Origin of the sequence: Catenulispora yoronensis, assembly GCF_039531695.1 — a bacterium.
Lineage (GTDB): Bacteria > Actinomycetota > Actinomycetes > Streptomycetales > Catenulisporaceae > Catenulispora > Catenulispora yoronensis.
Genome location: NZ_BAAAQN010000069.1, coordinates 39,160 through 60,629, shown reverse-complemented (window position 1 = coordinate 60,629; position 21,470 = coordinate 39,160). Strand labels below are relative to the sequence as shown.

15 protein-coding genes and 1 pseudogene are annotated in these 21,470 nt (G+C 70.3%); 2 read left to right on the top strand and 14 right to left on the bottom strand.

The genetic code is table 11. From position 1 onward, the window contains the following. Positions 1–207 precede the first annotated feature (207 nt). The 10 genes and pseudogenes from ABD481_RS38995 to ABD481_RS38955 all read right to left on the bottom strand — a co-directional run bounded on the left by ABD481_RS38995 (position 208) and on the right by ABD481_RS38955 (position 12,514). Positions 208–2,184: a tetratricopeptide repeat protein gene (locus ABD481_RS38995; protein ID WP_344670912.1), complete on the bottom strand. Its 1,977-nt coding sequence runs from the start codon at positions 2,182–2,184 to the stop codon at positions 208–210. An 80-nt stretch (positions 2,185–2,264) separates the two neighbouring features. Then, positions 2,265–2,534 carry a hypothetical protein gene (locus ABD481_RS38990; protein ID WP_344670911.1) on the bottom strand — a complete coding sequence of 90 codons (270 nt, stop codon included), beginning with the start codon at positions 2,532–2,534 and terminating at the stop codon, positions 2,265–2,267. Between the two features lie 391 nt (positions 2,535–2,925). Beyond that, positions 2,926–3,636, bottom strand: a pseudogene (locus ABD481_RS47550) (AfsR/SARP family transcriptional regulator); the annotation flags it as partial. Positions 3,637–4,047: 411 nt separating this feature from the next. After that, a complete protein-coding gene (locus tag ABD481_RS38985) occupies positions 4,048–5,436 on the bottom strand; it encodes a GH1 family beta-glucosidase (RefSeq protein WP_344670910.1) in 1,389 nt (462 codons plus the stop codon). A gap of 24 nt (positions 5,437–5,460) precedes the next feature. Next, complete coding sequence (locus tag ABD481_RS38980) at positions 5,461–6,459, bottom strand: ABC transporter ATP-binding protein (protein WP_344670909.1); 999 nt, start codon at positions 6,457–6,459, stop codon at positions 5,461–5,463. Beyond that, positions 6,456–7,397 (bottom strand): ABC transporter permease, encoded by a 942-nt coding sequence (locus ABD481_RS38975; protein WP_344670908.1) that lies wholly within the window; start codon positions 7,395–7,397, stop codon positions 6,456–6,458. Before ABD481_RS38975 ends, ABD481_RS38980 begins: the two co-directional genes overlap by 4 nt. A gap of 3 nt (positions 7,398–7,400) precedes the next feature. Further along, on the bottom strand, positions 7,401–8,378 hold the full coding sequence (locus tag ABD481_RS38970) for an ABC transporter permease (RefSeq protein WP_344670907.1): 978 nt from the start codon (positions 8,376–8,378) through the stop codon (positions 7,401–7,403). Then, positions 8,375–9,547, bottom strand: coding sequence for an ABC transporter ATP-binding protein (locus ABD481_RS38965; RefSeq protein ID WP_344670906.1), 1,173 nt, complete (start codon positions 9,545–9,547; stop codon positions 8,375–8,377). The genes ABD481_RS38970 and ABD481_RS38965 overlap by 4 nt, the downstream gene beginning before the upstream one ends. Positions 9,548–9,648: 101 nt before the next feature. Next, entirely contained in the window at positions 9,649–11,364 is a 1,716-nt protein-coding gene (locus ABD481_RS38960) for an ABC transporter substrate-binding protein (RefSeq protein WP_344670905.1), read from the bottom strand. Between the two features lie 145 nt (positions 11,365–11,509). Then, positions 11,510–12,514, bottom strand: coding sequence for a LacI family DNA-binding transcriptional regulator (locus ABD481_RS38955; RefSeq protein ID WP_344670904.1), 1,005 nt, complete (start codon positions 12,512–12,514; stop codon positions 11,510–11,512). A 335-nt stretch (positions 12,515–12,849) separates the two neighbouring features. Here ABD481_RS38955 and ABD481_RS38950 point away from each other — a divergent pair, with 335 nt between their 5' ends. Further along, on the top strand, positions 12,850–14,589 hold the full coding sequence (locus tag ABD481_RS38950) for a PstS family phosphate ABC transporter substrate-binding protein (RefSeq protein WP_344670903.1): 1,740 nt from the start codon (positions 12,850–12,852) through the stop codon (positions 14,587–14,589). A 102-nt stretch (positions 14,590–14,691) separates the two neighbouring features. Here ABD481_RS38950 and ABD481_RS38945 read toward each other — a convergent pair whose 3' ends face one another. From ABD481_RS38945 to ABD481_RS38935, 3 genes are all read right to left on the bottom strand, one after another. After that, positions 14,692–17,067: a collagenase gene (locus ABD481_RS38945; RefSeq protein ID WP_344670902.1), complete on the bottom strand. Its 2,376-nt coding sequence runs from the start codon at positions 17,065–17,067 to the stop codon at positions 14,692–14,694. Between the two features lie 166 nt (positions 17,068–17,233). Further along, the gene (locus ABD481_RS38940) at positions 17,234–18,211 is read right to left on the bottom strand and encodes a LysR family transcriptional regulator (RefSeq protein ID WP_344670901.1); all 978 of its coding nucleotides are present in this window, start codon (positions 18,209–18,211) and stop codon (positions 17,234–17,236) included. Between the two features lie 95 nt (positions 18,212–18,306). Further along, on the bottom strand, positions 18,307–20,298 hold the full coding sequence (locus tag ABD481_RS38935) for a SigE family RNA polymerase sigma factor (protein WP_344670900.1): 1,992 nt from the start codon (positions 20,296–20,298) through the stop codon (positions 18,307–18,309). 143 nt (positions 20,299–20,441) lie between these two features. On the opposite strand from ABD481_RS38935, the gene ABD481_RS38930 reads away from it, so the two are divergent. Beyond that, positions 20,442–20,903 carry a pyridoxamine 5'-phosphate oxidase family protein gene (locus tag ABD481_RS38930; RefSeq protein WP_344670899.1) on the top strand — a complete coding sequence of 154 codons (462 nt, stop codon included), beginning with the start codon at positions 20,442–20,444 and terminating at the stop codon, positions 20,901–20,903. A gap of 18 nt (positions 20,904–20,921) precedes the next feature. Here ABD481_RS38930 and ABD481_RS38925 read toward each other — a convergent pair whose 3' ends face one another. Beyond that, positions 20,922–21,389, bottom strand: a complete 468-nt coding sequence (locus ABD481_RS38925; RefSeq protein WP_344670898.1) for an RrF2 family transcriptional regulator — start codon at positions 21,387–21,389, stop codon at positions 20,922–20,924. Between the last annotated feature and the right edge of the window lie 81 nt (positions 21,390–21,470).

The following is a 21,470-nucleotide window of genomic DNA, read 5'->3' as shown; positions in this document are numbered from 1 at the left end:
CCGCCTCGTCGGGATCCTGCACGGCTGCCTGAAAACCGGCACCCTCTACGACGAAGCCACCGCCTGGACAAACCAGCACGAACCCATCACCACTTGACAGCCCTAACTCCAGGGATGTCTTTGATCTGGCCCTTGATCTGGCTTTTGATCTGGCCCTTGATCTGGCCTTTAACCTAGATCAAAACTCTCCGACCTCGATCAAAACCCTCACCCCAACCCCACCCGAGCGCCCCGTCCCCCACCCCCCACCCGCACCCCCGCCAACCGCTCCCGCACCACCTCAGCCTCCGGCCTCCGCAACTCCTCAAAAGCCGTCAACGCATCCCGCCAATTCATCCGCGCCGCCCCATAATCCCCCAAATCATGCAGCGCATCCCCCAACCGCATCGCCGCGAGCGCCACCTGATTGTCGTCCCCCTCCTGCAAACACGCATCAATCGCGCGCCTATAACAGGAAACCGACTCATCCAAATCCCCAAGCCGATGGTGAATATATCCCAAACTATCCCACAACAACCCAATATGCTCATGCCGCCCCGTCGCCAACTTCAAATGCAAAGCCCGCCGACAACACGCCAGCGCCTCCGGCAACCGCCCCAAATGCGCGTAGCTCCACCCCAGCGAGTTCAACCCCTGCGCCTGCGCGTGCAGCTCCCCCGTCCCCTCCACATGGTCCAGAAACTCCCGCAGCAGCGGCAGCGTCGCCGCCACCTCCCCCTGCAGGAACCTCACATTCGCCATCGTCCGCTTCGTCTCGGCCGCCCCCGGCGCATGCCCCGCCTCCACATACAGCTCCAGCGCCCGATCCAGGTGGTGCATCCCACCCTCCGGGTCCCCGATGCGCGGTAGGTCCCGCCCGAACATCCGGTGCACGTGTGCCTCGGCGACCCGGTCCCCCAACCGGCGCGTAGCCTCCAACGCCAAGCGCGCGCCCGCGATGTCCTCCTCCCATCGCGCGTTTCGCGCCATCCCGATCGACCGCGCGCACGCCAGCTGCCACACCTCGGCGTCCATCCCCGCCGCCGCCAGGTCCGCCAGCAGCGCGGCCATGACCTCCCTCTCGGCGTCGAACCAGGCGATTCCGCCGAACGAGTCCTCGATCACCGTCGTCAACGCCCCCGCCGGGGCCGGCGCCAGCTCCTCCGCGGTCGGCAGCGCGGTCGTCGCGTGGAGCATGTTGACCTGCACCACAGTCCGCAGGTAGTGATCCACCATCCGCCGATAGGCCCGGTCCCGCTCCTCCTCGCACTCCTCCGCCGCCAACCGCTCGGCCGCGAACGCCTCCAACAGGCTGTGCCGCCGATACCGACCCCGCCCATCGACCGACGCCATGTTCATCGCGACCAGCTCGACCAGCGCCGCGTGCGCCTCCACCGACGGCAACGCCGCCAGCGACGCCGCCGCCGGCACCGCCACATCAGGCCCCGGATGCAGCGCCAACAGCCGGTAGAGCCGCGCCGCGCATGCACTCAGCTGGCAGTAGGACCACGACAGCACCGTCCGAACGCTGATCGCCGCATCGCCGCCGTCCAACGCCCCCAGGCTCCCGCCCACGGCACCCAACTGCGCAGCCAAGTCCTCCAGCGGAACATCCGGCCGCACCCACGCCCGCCCCGCCGCGACCACCAACGCCAGCGGCAAATGCGCGCAATGCTCTGCGATAGCGGCGACCGCGTCCTCCCGCCCAGCCGTCCGCTCAGGCCCAAGACGCTTGTTCAGCAGCTCCCGTGACTCCAACGCCGACAACGGCTGCAACGCCACCGTGCGCGCCAAATCGATAGTCACCAACGACGCCAACGCGTTCCGACTGGTCGCCAGCACCTGCGCGGGCCCGGCCGGCGGCAGCAACGGACGCACCTGGTCCGCGTGGTGCACGTTGTCCAGCACGATCAACACCCGCTTGTCGGCGATGACCGCCCGATACAGAGCGATCCGCCCACCGGCGGTCGCCGGAAGTAAGTGGTCTGGCACGCCCAAACAGTCCAACAGAACGCGCACAGCCTCATCGGCGGACATCGGCGTCCCCCGCTCGGCGAAGCCCTTCAGGTCCACATACAACCGACCATCCGGAAACGCCTCCGCCGACCGGTGAGCCCATATCAACGCGAGCGCCGTCTTGCCGATCCCGGCCATCCCCACCAACAAAGTGAGCCCAGGCAGGTCCGGCGGATGATTGCCCTGCATCGCCTCGCCAATGCGGGCAAGCTCCGCGCTGCGCCCCACGAATCGACGCGGCGCCGGCGGAAGCTGGTGCGCAAGCGCGCTCAGGCTTGCGCCCCCACCAGCCATCGCTCCAGCGCTGTCAACAACACCAGGAACGCCAACGCCAGTAAAGCCAGGAAGACCAGGGCCAGGGCCAGAACCAGAACCAAGGCCAGGGCCAGGGCCAGAACCGGCAGCGGCAGCGGCAGCGGCAGCGACTCCAGCACTGCCAACGACACCAGCAACACCTCCGCCACCGCCACCGCCACCAATTCCAGTGGCACTACCAAATCCAGTGGCACCAGCAATACCAGCGCCACCAGCACCCACACCCAGCCCCGTCCCCGAACCAGCGCCCTCCCCCGCAGTCAGACCCAGACCCGCGGCCACGCCAAAAAAGGCAGCCCCCACCACGCCGCTCCCACCACTCCCACCGCCCGGACCACTCCCCACCTCACTCCCAGCCCTCGCCTCCGCCCCAGCCGCCCACAACCCAGCCCCCGCCCCCAAAGGCACCCCCAAAGCAGCCCCCAACCCCGACACCGAAGCTCCATCCACCATCACTCCACCACCAACTCCACCAACCCCACCGCCACCCCCGCCACCACCCACCCCACCCCTCACGGAAACGTTATCGATCAGCCGAAACCCCCTCCGCGGCGACACCAACTCCCCCACCATCTCCTCGGCATCAACCCCCCGCAAAGTCAGGTGATAGAACCGCCGCAACAACGGCGAAGGCTCCGTCCCCAACTCCTCCCGCAGCCGCAACCGCACCTTCCGGTACCACTCCTGCGCATCGGCATGCCGACCCGCCCCATACAGCGCCAAGAAGTTCCGCTCGTGGAACGGCTCGTTCAACGGATGCGACCCTGAAAGCGCCCGCAGCGTCGGCAGAATCGCGTCGAATTCCCCTCGCACCAGATGCGCGTCGATCCGCAGTTGCTCCAGCCGGATCCGCAGCTCCTCCAAATACGGCAGGAACTCGCCTCGCAGTCCGTCCGACTCCAGGTCGGCCAGCGCCTCCCCGCGCCACATCCCCAGCGCCTCCGCCGCGGCCTCACCAACCTCGGCCCAGCGTCCCTCGTCGGCGGCGACGCGTGCGCGGCCCTCCAGCTCCGCGACGCGCACGTGGTCGATCTCGTCCCCAGGCTCGGGCGCGAACAGGTAGCCCCGTCCCTCGTACCGCACTCTCGACGCGGTCCCGCTGCCCAGCACGGTGCGCAGCCGCGACACGTACGTGGCCAGCCCGGAGCGCGCGCTGGCCGGCGGGCGGTTCCCCCACAGCGCCGCCACCAGGGTGTCGAAACCCACCACCTGGCCCGGTCGCAGCAACAACGCTGCCAGCACAGAGCACTGTTTGCCGGCCGGCACCGAGATCTCGGCGCCTGTGTCGTCCCAGACCTTCAGTGCCCCCAAGAGCGCGTAACGCATTTCGAGCCCCATCCCCTCGGACCGCACCGCGCGGCGCAATGTGGCGCGCAAAGCGGTGCCGCCATCATGGGCAATAACCTTGTCGGATGTCGAGAAGGGGCTTCGATGGCAGCCTCCGAACCCGATCGCCGTTCGGCGCCGTCACCAGTTTCGCAGTTCTCTAAGACAACGGTGACACCACCCTCATCGCCCCCTCATCGCCCTTCATCGCCCCCTCATCGCAAAAGGGCCGGTGCGCACCTTCCGCACCGGCCCCGGCCTCAACCAACCGACCAACCACCCACACCCACACTGACCCCCACACCCCACCCCCACCCCAAAACCCCGAAGGGGCGAGGAGGCCCGCGCACGAGCCCTCCCCGCCCCGACGCCCCCGGACCGGCTGCGATCGGTCCGCGGGCGCCACCCGCGTCACTCCCCGCCGTCCCCACGGCGGACACGGGCGATCTGGTCGCGCAGCCACAGGGCGCTGCGCTTGGGGGTCCGCACCTGCGTGTCGTAGTCGACGCGCACGATGCCGAACCGCTTGTCGTAGCCGTAGGCCCACTCGAAGTTGTCCATCAGCGACCACGCGAAGTAGCCGCGGATGTCCGCGCCCCGGCCGCGCGCCTCGACGACGGCGTTGAGGTGCGACTCCAGGTAGGCGGTGCGGTCGGTGTCCTCGACGAACCCGTCCGCGTCCGCGGCGTCGTCGTAGGCGGCGCCGTTCTCGGTGATGTAGATCGGGTAGCCCGGGTACTCGCGGCCGACGCGGGTCAGCAGGTCGGCGAAGTCGGCGGGCATGACCTCCCAGTCGATGTAGGTCTTGGGCAGGTCGCCGAACTCGATGGTGCGGGTCACCGGACGGCCGTCGGCCTCGACGGTCTCGCCGTTCTCGGCGTAGCCGGTGGTGCGCTCGGAGCGGTAGTAGTTCACGCCGATGGTGTCGATCGGCTCGGCGATCGCGGCCAGGTCGCCGTCCTGGACCGGGATCTCCACGCCGATCGCCGACAGGTCGGCGACCAGGTCCTCGGGGTAGCCGCCCTTGAAGATCGGGTCCATGTAGAACCGGAAGCTCAGCGCGTCGCCGCGGCGGGCCGCCTCGACGTCCACCGGGTCGTCGGAGGCCGGGACCGAGTTGCCCAGGATGTGGGTGATCGCCAGGTCCACGGTGCGGCCGGCGGAGGTCGCGGCGGCGCGGATCCGGCCGGCCGCCAGGCCGTGCCCGAGCAGCAGGTGGTGCACGGCGCTCACGCCGTCGGCGAAGTTCTTGCGGCCCGGCGCGTGCACCCCCTTCACGTAGCCCAGCCAGGCCGAGCACCAGGCCTCGTTGAGCGTGGTCCAGTGCTCCACCCGGTCGCCGAGCTTGGCGTAGACGAGCTCGGCGTAGTCGGCGAACCGGTAGGCGGTGTCCCGGTTCGGCCAGCCGCCGGCGTCCTCCAGCTCCTGCGGCAGGTCCCAGTGGTACAGCGTCAGCCACGGGTCGATGCCGGCCCCGAGCAGCTCGTCGACCAGCCGGTCGTAGAACGCCAGCCCGCGCTCGTTGGCCGGGCCGGAGCCGGTCGGCTGCACCCGCGGCCAGGCCACCGAGAACCGGTAGGTGTCCACGCCCAGGGTCTTGATCAGCGCGACGTCCTCCGGCATCCGGTGGTAGTGGTCGCAGGCCACGTCGCCGTTGTCGCCGTTGTCGACGGCGCCGGGCACGCGGCAGAACGTGTCCCAGATCGACGGGGTCCGGCCGTCCTCGGACACCGCGCCCTCGATCTGGTAGGCGCTGGTCGCCACACCCCACCGGAAGTCGCTGGGCAGCTCGTGAATCATGGTTCTCCTCATAGCAAGGGTGGGTCAGGCGGCCGGGTGCAGCCAGCAGGCGACGGTTCGGTCGCCGGTGCCCGCGGCGTCGGCCGGGCGCGTCAGCGGCGGCAGATCGGTTTCACAGGGGTCGAAGGCCTTCGGACAGCGCGGCGCGAAGGCGCAGCCGGCCGGCATGTTCCGCAGGTCCGGCGGCGAGCCGGGGATGCCGGCCAGGCCGCGCCGCGGGCCGTGCAGCGCCGGGAAGGAGTGCAGCAGCCCGTGGCTGTAGGGGTGCAGGGAGTCGGCGTAGATGGCGCTGGACGGCGCCTCCTCCACGATCCGGCCGCCGTACATGATGGCGATCCGGTCGCTGAACTCGGCGAGCAGCGACAGGTCGTGGGTGATGAAGATGACCGAGAACCCCAGGCGCTGCTTGAGCTTCACCAGCTGCCGCATGATCTGCCGCTGCATCACCACGTCCAGCGCGGTGGTCGGCTCGTCCATGATCACCACGCGCGGCTCCAGGGCCAGCGCCATCGCGATCATCACGCGCTGGCGCATACCGCCGGAGAGCTGGTGCGGGTAGCTGCTGAGCCGGTCGCGGGCGATGCCCACCAGGCTCAGCAGCTCCGCCGCGCGCACCATCCGCTCGGTCTTGGTCCCCTTCGGCCGGTGCTCCTTGATCACGTCGGTGAGCTGGTCGGCGATGGTGGCCACCGGGTTCAGCGAGTTCATCGCGCCCTGGAACACGATGGACAGCTGGTCCCAGCGGAAGGCGCGCAGCTCCGCGTGCGTCAGCCGGAGCACGTCGAACGGCTCGCCGGCCTCGGGGTGGTAGATCACCGACCCGCCGGCGACCACGCCGGGCGGCGCCAGCAGCCGGGTGGCGCCGTAGACCAGCGTGGACTTGCCGGAGCCGGACTCGCCGGCCAGGCCCAGCACCTCGCCGCGGCGCAGCGTCAGGTCGACCTCGCTGACCGCGCGCACCGCCTTGTCGCCCAGGCCGTACTCGACGGAGAGCCCTTTTATCTCCAGGACCGGCTGGCTCATCGGGCAGCACTCCCCTTGTTCACATTCGAGTCCTGCGAAAGCACCGGGGTGAACCCGATCTGCATCCGCACCTTGCGCCCGTCGGCGGCCTTCACCACCGCGCGGCCGCTGCTGCGCAGCCGCGGGTTCACGATCTCGTCGATGCCGAAGTTCACCAGCGACAGCGCGGTGCCCAGCAGCGCGATGCACAGCCCGGCCGGGACGAACCACCACCAGGCGCCGATGGCCAGCGCCTGCTGGCCCTGGGCCCAGAACAGCACCTCGCCCCAGTTCCACTCGGAGATCCCGGAGACCCCGACGTAGGCCAGCGCGATCTCGGTCAGCACCGCGAACATCACGGTGCCGATGAACGAGGAGGCGATGATGGCGGTCAGGTTCGGCAGGATCTCGAAGACCACGATCCGCCAGGTCGACTCGCCGTTGGCGCGGGAGGCCTGCACGAAGTCGCGCTGGCGCAGCGACAAGGTCTGGGCCCGCAGCAGCCGCGCGCCCCAGGCCCAGCCGGTGCAGCCGATGACGACCGCGATCGCGGTGTCCCCGGAGTTCGGCACCACGTTGGTGACGATGATGATCAGCGGCAGCGCCGGGATCACGATGAAGACGTTGGAGATCGTGGACAGGCTCTCGCCGGGCAGGCCCGACAGGTAGCCGGAGGCGACGCCGATCACCACCGCGATCAGCGTGGCCAGGATCCCGGCGGAGAACCCGACGAACATCACGCTGCGGGTTCCGACCAGGATCTGGCTGAAGATGTCCTGGCCCAGGTGCGTGGTGCCGAACCAGTGCTTGCCCGACGGCGCCTGCAGGATGTCCTTGCTGCGCTTGGACGGGTCGAACGGGGCCAGCGCGTCGCCGAAGAAGGCCACGAAGGTGAACACGATCAGGAGCACCAGGCCCACGGTGACCTTCAGGCTCGGCATCCGGAAGCGGAGGCGCATGGGTCAGCCCTCCTTCCGGGTACGGGGGTCCAGGGCCATGTAGGCCAGGTCGGCCAGGAAGTTCGCGACCAGCACCGCGATGGTGACGACCAGGAACACGCCCTGGATCAGCGGGTAGTCGTGGCCGGAGACGGCGTTGATCAGCTGCAGGCCCACGCCGGGGTAGGAGAAGACCTGCTCGACCAGGAAGGTGCCGCCGACCACCAGGCCCAGCGCCATGCCGAAACCGGAGACCGAGGGCAGCAGCGCGTTGCGCGCGGCGTAGCGGGTCATCACCCGGGTGCCGGACAGGCCCTTGGCGTGCGCGACGGTGATGTAGTCCTCGGCGGTGACGGTGACCATCATGTTCCGCATCGCCAGCAGCCAGCCGCCGACCGCGGAGATGATGATCGTGCAGGCCGGCAGGATGCTGTGCCACACCGCGTCGGCGATGAAGCCGCCCTGCCAGCCCGGGATCAGGCCCACCGTGTAGCCGCCGGAAGTCGGCAGGCCGCCGTCGCCGGCGAACCAGGCCACGGCGATCAGGCCGAGCCAGAAGTACGGGATCGAGGACAGGAACGAGGTGGCCGGCAGCAGGCTGTCCAGCCAGGTGCCGCGACGCCAGCCGGCGAAGACGCCGAGCGCGGTGCCGATCAGGAACGCCAGGACCGTGGTGGTGCCGATCAGGCCCAGGGTCCACGGCAGCGACCGGCTCAGCACGTGGGTCACCGGCTCCGGGAAGTTGCCGAAGCTGATGCCCAGGTCGCCGTGCATGAGCTGGCCCAGGTAGTGGAAGTACTGCGAGGGCAGGCTCTGGTGCTTGTCCAGGCCGAACAGCACGTTCAGCGACTCCACGGCGCTGTCGTCGATCTGGCCCTTGCGCTGGGCGAGCAGCGAGTCCACCGGGTTGCCGGGGATCAGGCGCGGGATGAAGAAGTTGATGGTGACGGCGGCCCAGAGGGTGAAGACGTAGAAGCCGAAGCGGCGGGCGAAGTACTTCACAGCGCTGCCTCCTGGTTCTCCTCGGTCGCGGCTTCGGTCACGGTCCCGTTCGCGGTACCGGCGGTGCCGGCGGTAGCGGTGGCAGTGGCGCCGAACACGTTTCCGGCGGCAGCACCGGCCCCGGCCTGCTCGGGCACCGCGCCCTCGCCCAGCGCCGCCTTGTCGGCGTAGAGCCAGCACGCGGCCCAGTGGCCCGGCGCGTCCGTCAGCTCGATGCGCTCGGGCACCTTCGCCTTGCAGATCGCCATCGCGTGCGGGCAGCGCGGGTGGAACCGGCAGCCGGACGGCGGGTCGATCAGGCTCGGCGGCTCGCCGGAGTCCTCGTCGTCGTCCTCGACGATGGCGCCGAGTCGCTCGGGGTTCGGCGCGGAGTCGACCAGCAGCTGGGTGTAGGGGTGCGCCGGGTTCTGGGTCACGGTCTCGGAGTCGCCGCCCTCGACCATGCGCCCGGCGTACATCACCATCGTCTCGTCGGCGAAGTAGCGCGCCGAGGCGATGTCGTGGGTGATGTACAGGATCGCCAGGTCCAGGCGCTCCTTGAGGTCCCGCAGCAGGTTCAGCACCCCGAGCCGGATCGACACGTCCAGCATCGACACCGGTTCGTCGGCGAGCAGCGCCTCGGGGTCGGCGGCCAGCGCCCGCGCGATCGACACGCGCTGGCGCTGTCCGCCGGACAGCTCGTGCGGGTACTTGTCCAGATACAGCTCGGCCGGGGTCAACTGCACCCGGCCGAGCAGCTCGGTCAGGCCCTGCTGGTCCGCGGGCTTGCCGTGGATCCGCAGCGCCCGGGTCAGATGGTGGCGCACGGTGTGCACCGGGTTCAGCGAGGCGAACGGGTCCTGGAAGATCATCTGGACCCGCTTGGCGTAGGCCTTGAACGCCCGGCCGCCCTTCACCTCGGTGGACGACCCGGCCAGCCGGATGTCCCCGCCGGTGCGGGGGTAGAGCTGCGCCAGCAGCCGCGCCACCGTCGACTTGCCCGAACCGGACTCGCCGACCAGCGCGGTCACGCGGCCGCTGCGCAGCGTGAGCGTGACGTCGTCCACAGCGTGTACAACGCGGGGCGTGCGGCTCAGGGCCGCCCGCCCGCGGGCGCGGACCGGGAAGTGTTTGGTCAGCCCCTCGGCTTCCAGGACCACCGCGCCCGGCGGGGGTGCCGTGTCCGACATCTGATGTGCTCCTTCTAAGGACTGCAAGGACTGCGGGGACCGCTCGGACCCCCGCCGCTCCCCCGGCCCGGCTCAGGCCGGGCCGGGGGACACGGGACGGGTCAGGACGACGGGGTCAGGTGCAGGACGACGTCGAGCATGCCCCAGCGGGTCGGCTGCGGTGCCGCGTAGGCGTTCTCCGCCGACGGCCAGCCGTTCCAGTTCTTCGTCGAGAACTCGGCGCCGAGGTTGCCGGCCGAGGTCGGGATCATCGGCATCTGCTCGACGAAGATCTTCTCCAGGTTGTTCATGGCCGCGGTCCGGCTGGCGTCGTCGGTGGCGTTGGCGTACGCCTTCAGCGCCGCGTCGGCCGCGTCGTTCTTGAACCGGCCGAAGTTCTCGGTGGCCGCGGTGCCGATCGGCTGGACCGCCGCGGAGTCCATGATCTGCTGGTACATGTCGTACGGCGTGGTCCCGGAGTTGGTCCAGTGCAGCGCCGTGTCGAAGTTGCCCTTGGCGATGTTGTCGAACCAGGCGTCGTCGTTGGCCTTGTCGACGGTGGCGTCGATGCCGATGGTGGCCAGGTTGTCCTTGATGATCGCCAGGTCGGTCTGGTAGTCGTTCCAGTCCGCCGGGTCGGTCATCGTCAGGGTCACCGGCTTGCCGTCCTTACCGATGAGCTTGTCGCCCTGGTAGGTGTAGCCGTTGTCGGTGAGCTCCTTCTTGGCGGTGGCCACGTCGGCCTCCGGCGCCTTGCCCTTGAAGTCCGGGGCGATGTAGGGCTCGCCCTGCGGGGTCGGGATGCCGGTGATGTTCTCGATCTTCGGCTTGAAGTAGCCGGCCTCGCCCTGGTTGAAGATGTCGTCCCGGTTGATCACCATGCTCATGGCGCGGCGCAGGTGCGGGTCGTCGAACGGCTTCTTGGTGGTGTTGAACCACAGGCCGTCGGCCGACAGCTGGGCCGGGAAGTACAGCTTGTAGTGCGCCGGGTCCTTGGCCACGAAGGTGCTCTTGGCGTCGGACATGAAGTAGTAGCTCCACTCCGCGGCACCCGAGGTGAGCGCGGAGCCCATGGTGTCGTTGGAGCTGTAGGTGGTGAAGTTGATCGTCTTCACCTTCGGCGCGTTGCCCCAGTAGCCGTCGCGGGCGGCCACGGTCACCGTCGAGGGCGTGGTGCTCTTGATCGAGTACGGGCCGGTGCCGACCGGGCTGGCGACGGTGTCCTTGGTCGGGTCGGCCATCGCCGACCACTGCTTCTTGTTGATGACCTGGGTGGCCAGCACCTTGGTCCGGTTCACGTACTGCGAGCCGTTGAAGCTCACCGTCACCTGGTTGCCGCTGCTGCTCACGTCCGTGATCGGAAGCGAGTAGTAGTTGATGCCCTTGTTGTCCTTCTGGATCTGGAAGGAGTAGGCGACGTCGTCGGCGGTCAGCGGGCTGCCGTCGGACCACTTCACGCCGTCCCGGACGGTCAGGGTGATCTTGGAGTAGTCCGGCGCCCAGTCCCACTTGGTGGCCAGCCACGGCTTGGGGTCCTGGTCCGGCTTGGCCTCGTCGGTCATCGCCAGCGGCTCCCAGATCAGCCAGGTGTAGCCCAGCTTCTTGGCGAACGAGGAGTCCAGGAACGGGTTGTTGTTCGCCGGGAGGGTGGCGCCGTCCGGCATGCCGACGTTCAGCACGGTCGCGCCGGAGCCGCCGGAGGTGCCCCCGGTGGTGCCGTTGCCGTTGCTGACTTTCTTGGCGCTGCCGCAGCCGGCGGCCAGCGCCGCGGTGAGGCCGGCGGCAACCAGAATGGCGAGCGGACGCCGGGCTGCGGTGCCGGGTGTCGCGAGGGTCATAGCTCCTCCTGAGCTTGTGCGGTCGTCCGGGTTCGCCGGTCCCTGGGCTAGGCGCTTTCGGGTGTGCGGCAGCGCGGCACGGCGCCTGGGGTTGCGGCCGAGGTGGCCGGCGGCGACGCGCCCGGACGGATCCGGATCTTGGGATCTAGGCCTGTGGTGCGGTGGAGCCCCGGACGACGAAGTCGGTCGGGATCACGACGGGCTCGGTCGGGAACAGGTCCCCGGCCAAACGCGCCAACAGCATCCGGGCCGCCAGCGCCCCCATCTCCCGCAGGGGCTGGCGGACCGTGGTCAGCGGCGGCGTGGTGAGCGCGGCGAGGTCGACGTCGTCGAATCCGACGACGGCCACATCGTGCGGCACCGCGCGCCCGGCCTCCCTCAGCGCCTGCATGGCGCCCGCAGCGGAGAGGTCGTTGTGCGCGAACAAGGCGTCGAACTCGACGCCCTCGGAGAAGGCCCGCGCCACGGCGGCCCGGCCCGACTCCAAAGTGAAGTCCCCGTCGAGCAGGGCCTCGGCCGGCAGGGGAAAGCCGGCCTCGGCGAAGGCTTCGGCGAAGCCCTCGGTCCGCTCGGTGACGCAGCCGAAGCCGGGGGTCCCGGAGACCACGATCGGTCGCCGGCGGCCCAGCTCCAGCAGATGCGCGGCGGCCTGTCGGCCGCCGGCACGGTTGGTGGTGGACACGGAGGGGAACTGCGGACGGGATTCGCGGTCGTCGATCAGGACCACCGGCAGCCCGGCCGAGTGCAGCTCCGTGATGTAGTCCAGGGTGCCCTCCGGCTCGATCACCAGCAGTCCGTCGAACGCCTTGGCGTCGACCTGGCTGGCGAACTGCCGCATGGAGCCGTCACCCTGGTTGCAGGTAAAGAGCATCAAGCCGTACTTGCGGCTCTCCACGGTGTCCACGGCGCCCTGGAGCACCTGCCCGATCCACGGCCAGGTGAGCGACGGGACGAGCATCCCGATCACGCCGGTACGGCCCCGGGCCAGCGACACCGCGCGGGCGCTGGGGACGTAACCGAGCTCGTCGATGACCCGGCGCACTCGCGCCTCGGTGGCCGCGTCCAGCTCACCCCGGCCGTTGAGCACGCGCGAAACCGTGGTCTTGCTGACCCCGGCCCGCGCCGCGACGTCGGCGATAGTGATCGGCATGCCCTGGACTCCCCACCCGATGTGACTGCTGGTCGTTGACGGTCAGGATTGTGGCACGGTGCCTGGTGGCACCGGTTCCGGTACCGGTTGCGAAACCGGTTCCGGGGCTAGAGTCAACACCGCCGGAACCGGTTCCGCAATCACGGAGTGATAACGGATTTCTTGCGGTGGAAACATGGGAGTCACGTGGGGGACGCCTGGGGGCGGCGGGGCCGGGGTCCGGTTCGGGCCGGTTCGCCCGGGCTCCCGGCCCGCGGCCCGGCGGCGCCGCGGGATTCGCCGGATGTTCAGGGCCCTGACACACCGTGGTCGCGGCCTGTACCTAGCGTGATTCCATGAGGACGCTCGCCCAGGGGCCGCTGGCCACCGTGAACGATTGGCTCAACCAGAACGTGGTACCCGCCGAGGTGCTGGCCGGTGCGCTGCTGGCGGCCGGCGGAGCGGCGTGGGCGACCGTGGTCAAGCGGCGGCGGCTGAGCTGGTCGGTGGTGTACGACGCGCCGATCAACATCGACGACAAGGACATGTGGTCGGTCCGGCCCAAGCGGGCTTCGCAGGACCTTGACGCCCCGCAGCTGGTGATCCTGGAGATCCGGAACACCGGGCTGCTGGATGTGCGCAAAGGGATGGATTGGGACAGTTTGCTGAAGTTCACGTTCTCCGGGATGGACGTGGTGGACCTGAAGGTCCGGGGGGACGCCTCCCGCAAGCATCGCGACGACGATGCCGACGGGGTGCGGGACCAGGTGGAGGAGCAGCGGCGGATCGATCGGGGCGGGGCCGCGGGGGCCGGGGGTACTGGTGCCGGCGGCTCGGGGGTCGGGGGTGCTGGTGCTGGTACTGCTGGTGCCGGCGGCGCTGGTGCTGGTGGTACCGGGGCCGGCGCCGCGGGAGTCGGTGGTTCAGCGGCCGGCCCCGACCCGGACCCCGGCCCGAGCGAGCGGGCGCCGAGGACCGGGCCGCTGATCCCGCAGGCGGACATGAGCTCGGGCAAGCGGTCGACGGTGCAGCTGCCGATGTTCAACCTCAACCGGGGGTCCGGGTTCCGGCTGGTGGTGCTGCTGGACGGGGAGCGCGACCAGAACACGCCGGTGACCATCACGCGGCGCGGCGGCCTGATCGGCGGCCGGGTGCGCCAGGCGCGGCCCAACCGGCGCCGCCGCACCGCCTGGCAGGCCGGGATCGCGGCGCTGGCGCTGGTCGCGGCGGCGTCGGGCGGGGTGTGGCTGGCCAACAGGGCGCTGACTCCGAAGGCGCTGTGCGCGTCCGGACGGCTCCAGCTCGAAGGATCCACCGCCTTCGCGCCGATCGCGACCATCGCGAAGAACGAGTACGAGCAGCAGTGCCCCAACGCGCACATCACGGTGTCGCCGGTCGGGAGCGGCGCGGGGCTGGAGCAGTTCGGATCGACGCTGGGGGCTTCGCGAGAGCTGGCGATGGTGGACGGGCCGCCGGAAGCGACGCCCGCGGGCCTGACGGCGAAGCCGGTGGGGGTGGTGATATTCGCGGTGGTCGCGAATCACGATGTGGCGGGGAAGCTCAACGCGGAGACGGTACGGGATTTGTTCACGGGGTCGGGGACGGGAGCGCTGTCGCCGTCTTCGGAGGGATACAAACTGGTGGGACGGCCGATCGGTTCCGGGACCCGGACCACATTTCTGGATACCGTGACCCAGTCGAATACGAGTGCCGTGAGCTCGGCTCCCTGTCCCGCACCGGACTCCAGCGAACCGAAGCCCGCGTCATGCACGGTGGCGACGACGATGCAGCTGCTCGCGTACGTGAACGCCACGCCCGGGGCCATCGGGTACGCGGAGGCCGACGCGCTTCCGTTCTTCCCCTCGGTCGACGTCGTGGCCCTGGACGGCAAACTGCCGACCAGGGACCAGGCTCTGCACAACGGTTATCCGTTTGTCGCGACCGAGAATCTCTTCCGGGCCGGCGACCGGTCGGATCTGGCCAATGATTTCATGAGTTTTCTGACCTCGGACGCGATGGCGTCGCGGCTGCACAACGACGGATTCGTGGCGTGCTCGGAGATCTCGGGAACGGACATCTCGGGGATGTGTTCGTGAAGCACCGGGCAACAGCGAGCGGCGAGGCAACGGCGAGCGGCGGAGCCACGCCGTCGTGGCCCCGCCGCTCCTCTCAGCCCCCTGGGAGTCCCTGATCCCCGCTCAGTACGACGTCGTCACCGTCACTCCACTGAACGCGGTCTTTCCGTACAGGCTGATGTACTCGTAGCCCGCCGGCGGGTTGCTGATCGTCAGGCTCTGGGTGGTCCCGTTGTTCAGCGAACCCTGGGTGTAGGCGTTGGGGGTCGCCCACGCGCTGGGGTTGTAGTACAGGTACGCGGTGCCGGTGCCGCCGGTGGTGGTGATGGTCAGCGTGGAGGTGCCGGCGGGGATGTAGATGTACAGGTAGTCGAGCTGGCCCGCGGCCGCCGCCTGGTTGGTGCGGGAGCAGTTCTGGCCCATGGCGCGGGTGTCGGAGCCCGGGCAGCTGGTCACCGGGGGCGGCGGCGGGGTGGTGGTCTGGCAGGCGCCCGCGGCGCACAGGTCGAGCCAGGCCGTGAAGTCGGCGTCGTAGCTGGTGCCGCGGGAGTTGTAGACCGCGTAGGCGCCCTGGTAGTCGCCGGTGCGGAACTTGGCGAGCATGGCGGCGACGTCGGAGGGGTGCTTCTCGAACATGTAGCGGACGGCGAGGTAGCCCCAGGGGTAGGTGCGGGTCTCGTCGCTGTTGTCGTAGGTGCTCTGGAAGAGGGTGCTCAGGGCGTAGCGGTGCGTCGCGGCCTCACTGATCGCCTCGGTGTCGGGAACGCTGCGGTAGCTGTAGGACACGTACTCCGCGACACCCTCGATCCACCAGATGTCGGGGACGGTGATCTGGGTGCTGAAGTCGCCCTTCATGTCGTACTCGGCGTCGAGGGCGTGGGTGAACTCGTGGTTGAGGTTCCACACGCGGGCCACGAAGCCGTTGTCGGTGGGCCACTGGTACATGATCGAGCGGACGATGTTGGCCGGATCGGTCGGGTCGCCGGTGAGGGTGATGCCGCCGTTGTCGGTGTCGACGCCGTAGATCACGCCGGCGTAGGTGACGTAGTCGCTGCGGGAGGCGAAGACCGTCAGGACGAAGTCGCCGTCGTTCTGGCCCGGGATCGGGCCGTTGTCCTTCACCAGTCCGTGGAAGTAGGTGTACTGGCCCAGGATGCTCTTGCAGACCGCGGTGAGGTCCGAGGAGGTCAGCGCCTGGGAGACGACGGTGTGGCTGGAGTCGCAGTGCGTGGTGGTCGTCAGGACCGCGGCCGTGAGCTTGTTCGCCAGGTCGCAGACGTTGTAGTAGGAGCAGTCGGCCTGGTCGTAGTAGTCGGCGTTGCCGGCGACGGCGACCCAGAGGCCGGCGGTCGGGCCGGTCATCGCGGAGGCGTTGAGCAGGCCCAGCATCAGCGGCCGGACCTTGGCCTGGAGCGCCGGGTGCTGGACGAAGCGGCTCAGTTCCAGGCCGGCGTTGGAGTCCAGGAACGAGTTGTCGCCGCCGAGCAGCGCCAGGTGGTTCAGGGCGAAGCTGTTCAGGGTGTCGATGATGCTCGGGTCGGCCGTCACCGCCGAGACGAACGCGGGGAACTGGTGGCCCCGGAACAACGGCGTGTAGACGTTGTTCACGGCGTTGAGCATCGTCGAGTAGGCGTCGTAGGAGCTGTTGTAGGCGTTCAGGATCCGCTTGTACGTGCTCAGATACCGCGCCTGCTCATTGGCACTGTCGGTGAGGATGATCGTTTCACCCAGGACCGGGCCGTTGCTGTCGTTGACGTCCAGCAGGTGCGAGCTGGCGACGAAGGAGTCCAGCGCCCCCTCGACCGCGGTGGCGAGGGCCTGGCTGTAGGCCGGTATGGAGCCGTTGCTGTAGTACTGCACGTAATATCCGGCGCGGAGGAACAGCACCAACTGCTGGACGCTGGTCGAGTCGTTGCCCGGGTAGCTGTTCGCGCCGGTGTGGAACGCGTTCGCGATGGTCGTCATGTTCGCTTCGCTGAAGATCGTGGCGGCCGTGGAGCCGGTCACGGTGAACAACGTGTTGACGCAGTCGGTGGTGGACGCCTTGACGAAGCTCGTCAGGGTGCTGCCGGAGCGCGACGCGAAGTCTGACGGCGTGCAGGACTGTGCCGCGACGGATGTCTTCTGGGCGGAAGCGCCTGTCTTGACCGAGGCGCCATTCTTCGCGGCGGCGGAGGCGGTAGAGGGCTTGGTGCCGTCCATTTGGTGCGGTGCCAGGTCGCCGACGGCGGTCGGCTTCTTGGCGACGACCGAGCGGTCGGAGGTCGCGGACTCCGGGGAGCCCTGGGGCGCGGGTGCCGTGTGGGCGGCCCCGGCCGGTCGGGCCGGCGGTATCGCGGTGGTGGACGTGGCTCCGGTGGTGGACGTGCCCGCAGTGGCGGACGTGGCCCCGGTGGCGGACGTAGCCGCGGCCGCCGGGCCGGTCGCCAAAGCGGCGACGACCGCGACCGCGGCCACCGCCGCCGTGACGATTCCGGGCATGCGTGATCGGTGGCGCATCACTGCTCCTTGATGGTTGGCGTGCGCCTCAGGGCGATGTGGGAGGAGGCGCGGGACGCAATCTGGCAGTCGCGCAGGCCCCTGACAATGAGGTGCGGGGATAGGACTATGGCATGCGCGGCCATAACTCTCGTGTCGCGCCTGTTCAGCAGTGCAATGTCACAGATTAAAGATGTGTCCGACTCGGGTTCGCCTTCGCCTGGTAGGTGCCGGAGGCCCAGGCCTGGAAGTGGGACGAGCGGGCGATCAAGTGGCGGTAGGCGGCCGTCGCGGAGCCGAAGAGGGCTTCGGCCACGTCGTCGCCGAGACCGGCGCGCCGCCACACGAGGACGTAGCGGCACCACAGCGGAGTGCTCATCAGGGGTTTGATCACCACGCCGGGCAGCGGGCGCAGCGTCGCCTGCACCACCGAGATCCCGAGGCCGTCCGCGATCATCGCCTGGAGCTGTACCTGGTCGCCGAGGAACTCGTGGACGGCGGCCGGTTCGAAGCCCGCCGACTCGCAGGCGGCGTAGAACACGCCGGGCCAGCCGGCGCCGTCGTCCGGGGTCAGGAACCAGGCCTCGCCGGCCAGGTCGGCCAGGGCCACCTCGACCCGGCGGGCCAGCGGATGCCGGGCCGACAGGGCCACGAAGGACGGCTCGGTGACGATGCCCCGGTGGGCCAGGCGATCCGAGTGCGGCAGCTCGATGCCCGGGTAGTCGGCCGCCACCCCGGCGTCGAGCACGCCGTCCTCCAGCAGCCCGACGATGGCGCTCGACGAGTAGACGCTGCTCACCGACACCGCCAGGTCCGGCAGCACGCCGCGCAGCCGGCTGACCAGACCGGACAGCATCGGGGTGTTGGTGGCCGCCAGCCGCAGGGTGCGGCCGCCGGCGGCGGACTCCGCGCTGCCGCGGCGCCCGATCGCGTCCGCGCGCGCCAGGACGTCCCGCGCCTGCGCCACCACTTCGACGCCGTAGGCGGTCGGCTCGACGCCCCGGGTGCCGCGCAGGAACAGCGGTTCGCCGAACAGCCGCTCGATGCGCCGCAGCTGCGTGCTCATCGCGGGCTGCGAGTACCCCAGCACCGCCGCCGCGCGCCCGACGCTGCCGGCGTCGGCGATCGCGCACAGCGTGCGCAGGTGGCGCAGTTCCAGTTCCATGGCATCCTCCCCGGTGGCTGTGCACGGAGAGGATAGAACCGACCGCGGCCGGTGGGGAGGCCCGGTCCAGGTGCGGCCTCGCCGGGGCGGCCTTGTCAGGGGTGGAACGCCCGCAGCGTCTCACCGGTGTCCAGGACGCCGACCGCCGAACTCGACGCCGCGGCGGCGTCGGGCATCGGGGTCGCGGCGGTGTGGTCCGGCGCCGGGGCCGGGGCGTGGACGGCGCCCGAGGCGTCGGCGACGCCGAGCTTCACGACGTGCCGGGAGCCGGCGACCAGCAGATACGTCCGGCCGTCCGGGCCGCGCCAGCGGGTCTGGGCTACGACGTTCTGGTCGAACCGGGTGCAGGACTTGCCGCCGGTCTCGGTGCCGGTGACGGCCGCCGGGACGCGGACCGCGGGCGGCAGGAACACGCCGGTGGAGGTGCCCGCGCCGGTCCAGTCGTCGGCCCGCAGGCAGACCCAGGTCGCAAGGCCCTGATTCGCCGGCAGGGTCTGCTGCGCGAAGCTCCAGGTGTTGATCTGCTTGACGTCCCGGCCCTGCAACGGCCCCAGTCCGCAGACCACCCGCGCCTCGGCGACCAGCGCGTCCGGCCCGGTGCCCTCGCGCGGCGACTGCGCCGGGCCGGTCTTCGGCGGCGGCGTGTAGGTCAGGTGGGTACCGGTCACGCCGCCGCCCTCGGTGAGGTCGGCGAGCAGGAAGGTGTGGTGCTCGGCGATCTGCGGCGAGGACTGCATTTGCAGCACCGGCCAGACCCCGCAAGTGCTGACCGCGGGACGGGGCACGGTCGGGGTGACGCCGTCGGGGAACACCGACGGCCGGGCCAGGGCGTCCGGCGCGCGCAGATCGCGCACCGCGACCGTGTTCACCCAGGGCGCGACCAACCAGCGGTCGCCGGCCGGGGTGGAGCGGAGCACGACGGCGCCGGCGCTGGTGACGTCCGAGTCGTCGGCGCGGACCACGTCGAGGCGGACCGGATCGGCGGCGCCGGGATGGTCGGGCACGGTGTAGCGGGCCAGGCGGGTGGTGTCGTAGAGCAGGGCGACCGAGGCGCCGTCCAGGCGGCCGTTGTAGAGCACGTGGACCGGCAGCACCGGCGGGGCGTCGGAGGCGCCCGGGCCGAGGCGCAGGACGTCGGCGTGCGGCGCGGTCCAGGCTTCGAGCGCCTGGCCGACCAGGGTTCCGGAGGCGCCGTCGGCACCGCGCGCGGGCCAGACGCCGAAGTCGATGCGGGCGCTGGTCCGCCAGGCGTCGGCGGCCACGCGGATCGGGGTCTGGGAGGCGGCGTTCGCGGCGCCGGCCACGCTGCCGGAACCGATGGAGCCGCCGGATCCGCCCGAGCCACCCGACCCGCCCGAGCCGCCGGCGTCCGCGGCGCCGCCGAGGGCGTCGGCGAACCCCGGGCCGGACCCGCCGAAGCCGATCACGGCGGCGAGGGCGACCGCGACCGCGGCGGCGCCGCCGCCGAGCACGGCGCGGGTCCGGCGGCGCCGACGGGCCAGGTCGGTGGGCCGGGTGCGCAGCGTGCACGGGTCGAACTCGGAGGATCCGAGGACCTCGGCGGGCTGTTCGGCCAGCAGCCGCCGGGCCGCCGACATCGCCCCGGGGATGCCGCCGGCGCCGGCCCGCTTGAGGACGGCCTTGGTCTGCTCGGCGTTGAGATCCTCCAGGGCCAGCAGGACGTACGCGATCCGCGCGGTGGTGTTCATGGCCCGCAGCGCGGCGTCCATCTGCATCTCCTCGGAGCCGCCGCCGAGCGGGAAGAGTCGCAGACCCCAGACATAGGGGGTGTGCAGGACCCGCAGGCGGCGGTTCCCGCGCAGGGCCGCGCGAATGACGGCGGTGCGCAGGATGGCGTACGAGTCCCCGTACGCCTCCCCCAACCGGCGGCGGCGCGGATCGAGCCGTCCGCCGCTGCCCGGAAGCGTCCGTTGCACTATGGCGTGCGCCGCGAGCACTCTGCCGTGCCGGTCCCCCTCCGGAGGCAGCGCCAGGTATGCGATGCGGACCAGACGGGAGTAATGCAGCACCAGTGCCGCTTCGAGGTCCTCGCGCCCGTCCGAGGGGCGGTCGCGATCGTCGAGCACGAAGCCCTCCCTTCTCCGCCATGGAGAACGAGGAGGCGAGCGATAGGTCACTGCCGCGCGCGGGACTTTCGCCCATGGAGCAGCCATTGTCATAATCTTGATGAATCCCCGGATTCGTCGGCGCCGCCTGTGACAATCGGGGCATGGCGACTTGGAAACAGTTCGAGGAATCCGCGCCCGGCCTGGCGAGCGCGGTGAAGGCCCGGTTCACGGCGACGAAGCACCACGTGCTCGCCACCCTGCGCCGGGACGGCGGGCCCCGGGTCAGCGGCACCGAGGTCGATTTCGACACCGAGGGCCGGCTGCGCCTCGGGTCGATGGCGGACGCGGTGAAGGGCCGGGATCTCAAGCGGGACGGCCGGTTCGCCCTGCACGCCAATCCGGGCGACGGCACGATGGACGGCGGCGACAGCAAGATCTCCGGGGTCGCCGGAGTGGTGCCGAGCGAGGGGTCGGGCAAGGGATCGGGCGAGGAGACGGAGGAGGGGTCGGACCTGTTCGATCTGGACATCCGCGAAATCGTCCACACGACAGTGGAGAACAACGAGTTGGTGATCCGGTCGTGGACCCCGGCCGGCGGCGAGCGCGAAGTCCGGCGCAAGTAGCGCGCCGGGTCCACCGCCTCACCCCATGAGGATCCGGCGCGTCCGCGCGGGCGCGCCGGACGGCAGCTCGTCGAGGATGTCGGCGAGCGAGACGGCCGCGAGGCTGGCCCGCCAGGCGCGGTGCGCGGCGCCCATCTTGGCGGCGAGGATGCACGTGTCCTGACAATCCTCGCGCGCCAGCGCGCCCCGGCCCTGCTGCCGGATCTCGCGGCATTCGTAGGGCTGCGCCGCGCCGTCCACCGCCTCCACGATCTGCAGCAACGTGATGTCCGCGGCCGGACGGCCCAGCCGGAACCCGCCGCGCGGCCCGGTGGACGCGGCCAGGACGCCGGCCTTGGTCAGCGCCTGGAGCTGCTTGGCCAGGTAGGGCGCCGGCAGGTCGTAGTAGGTCGCGAGCTGCGCGGCCGAGGCGGTCTCGCCCGGTCGCAGCTGGGCCAGCGACGTGGCGCAGTGCAGGACCCACTCGGTGCTGGTCGGCAGCTTCATGTCGGCGATTCTATCCCAGAGATTGCGGATCTATTTAGTCCGAGATAAGCTCGGGGCAGATCTTGAGCACCGGCAGATCTT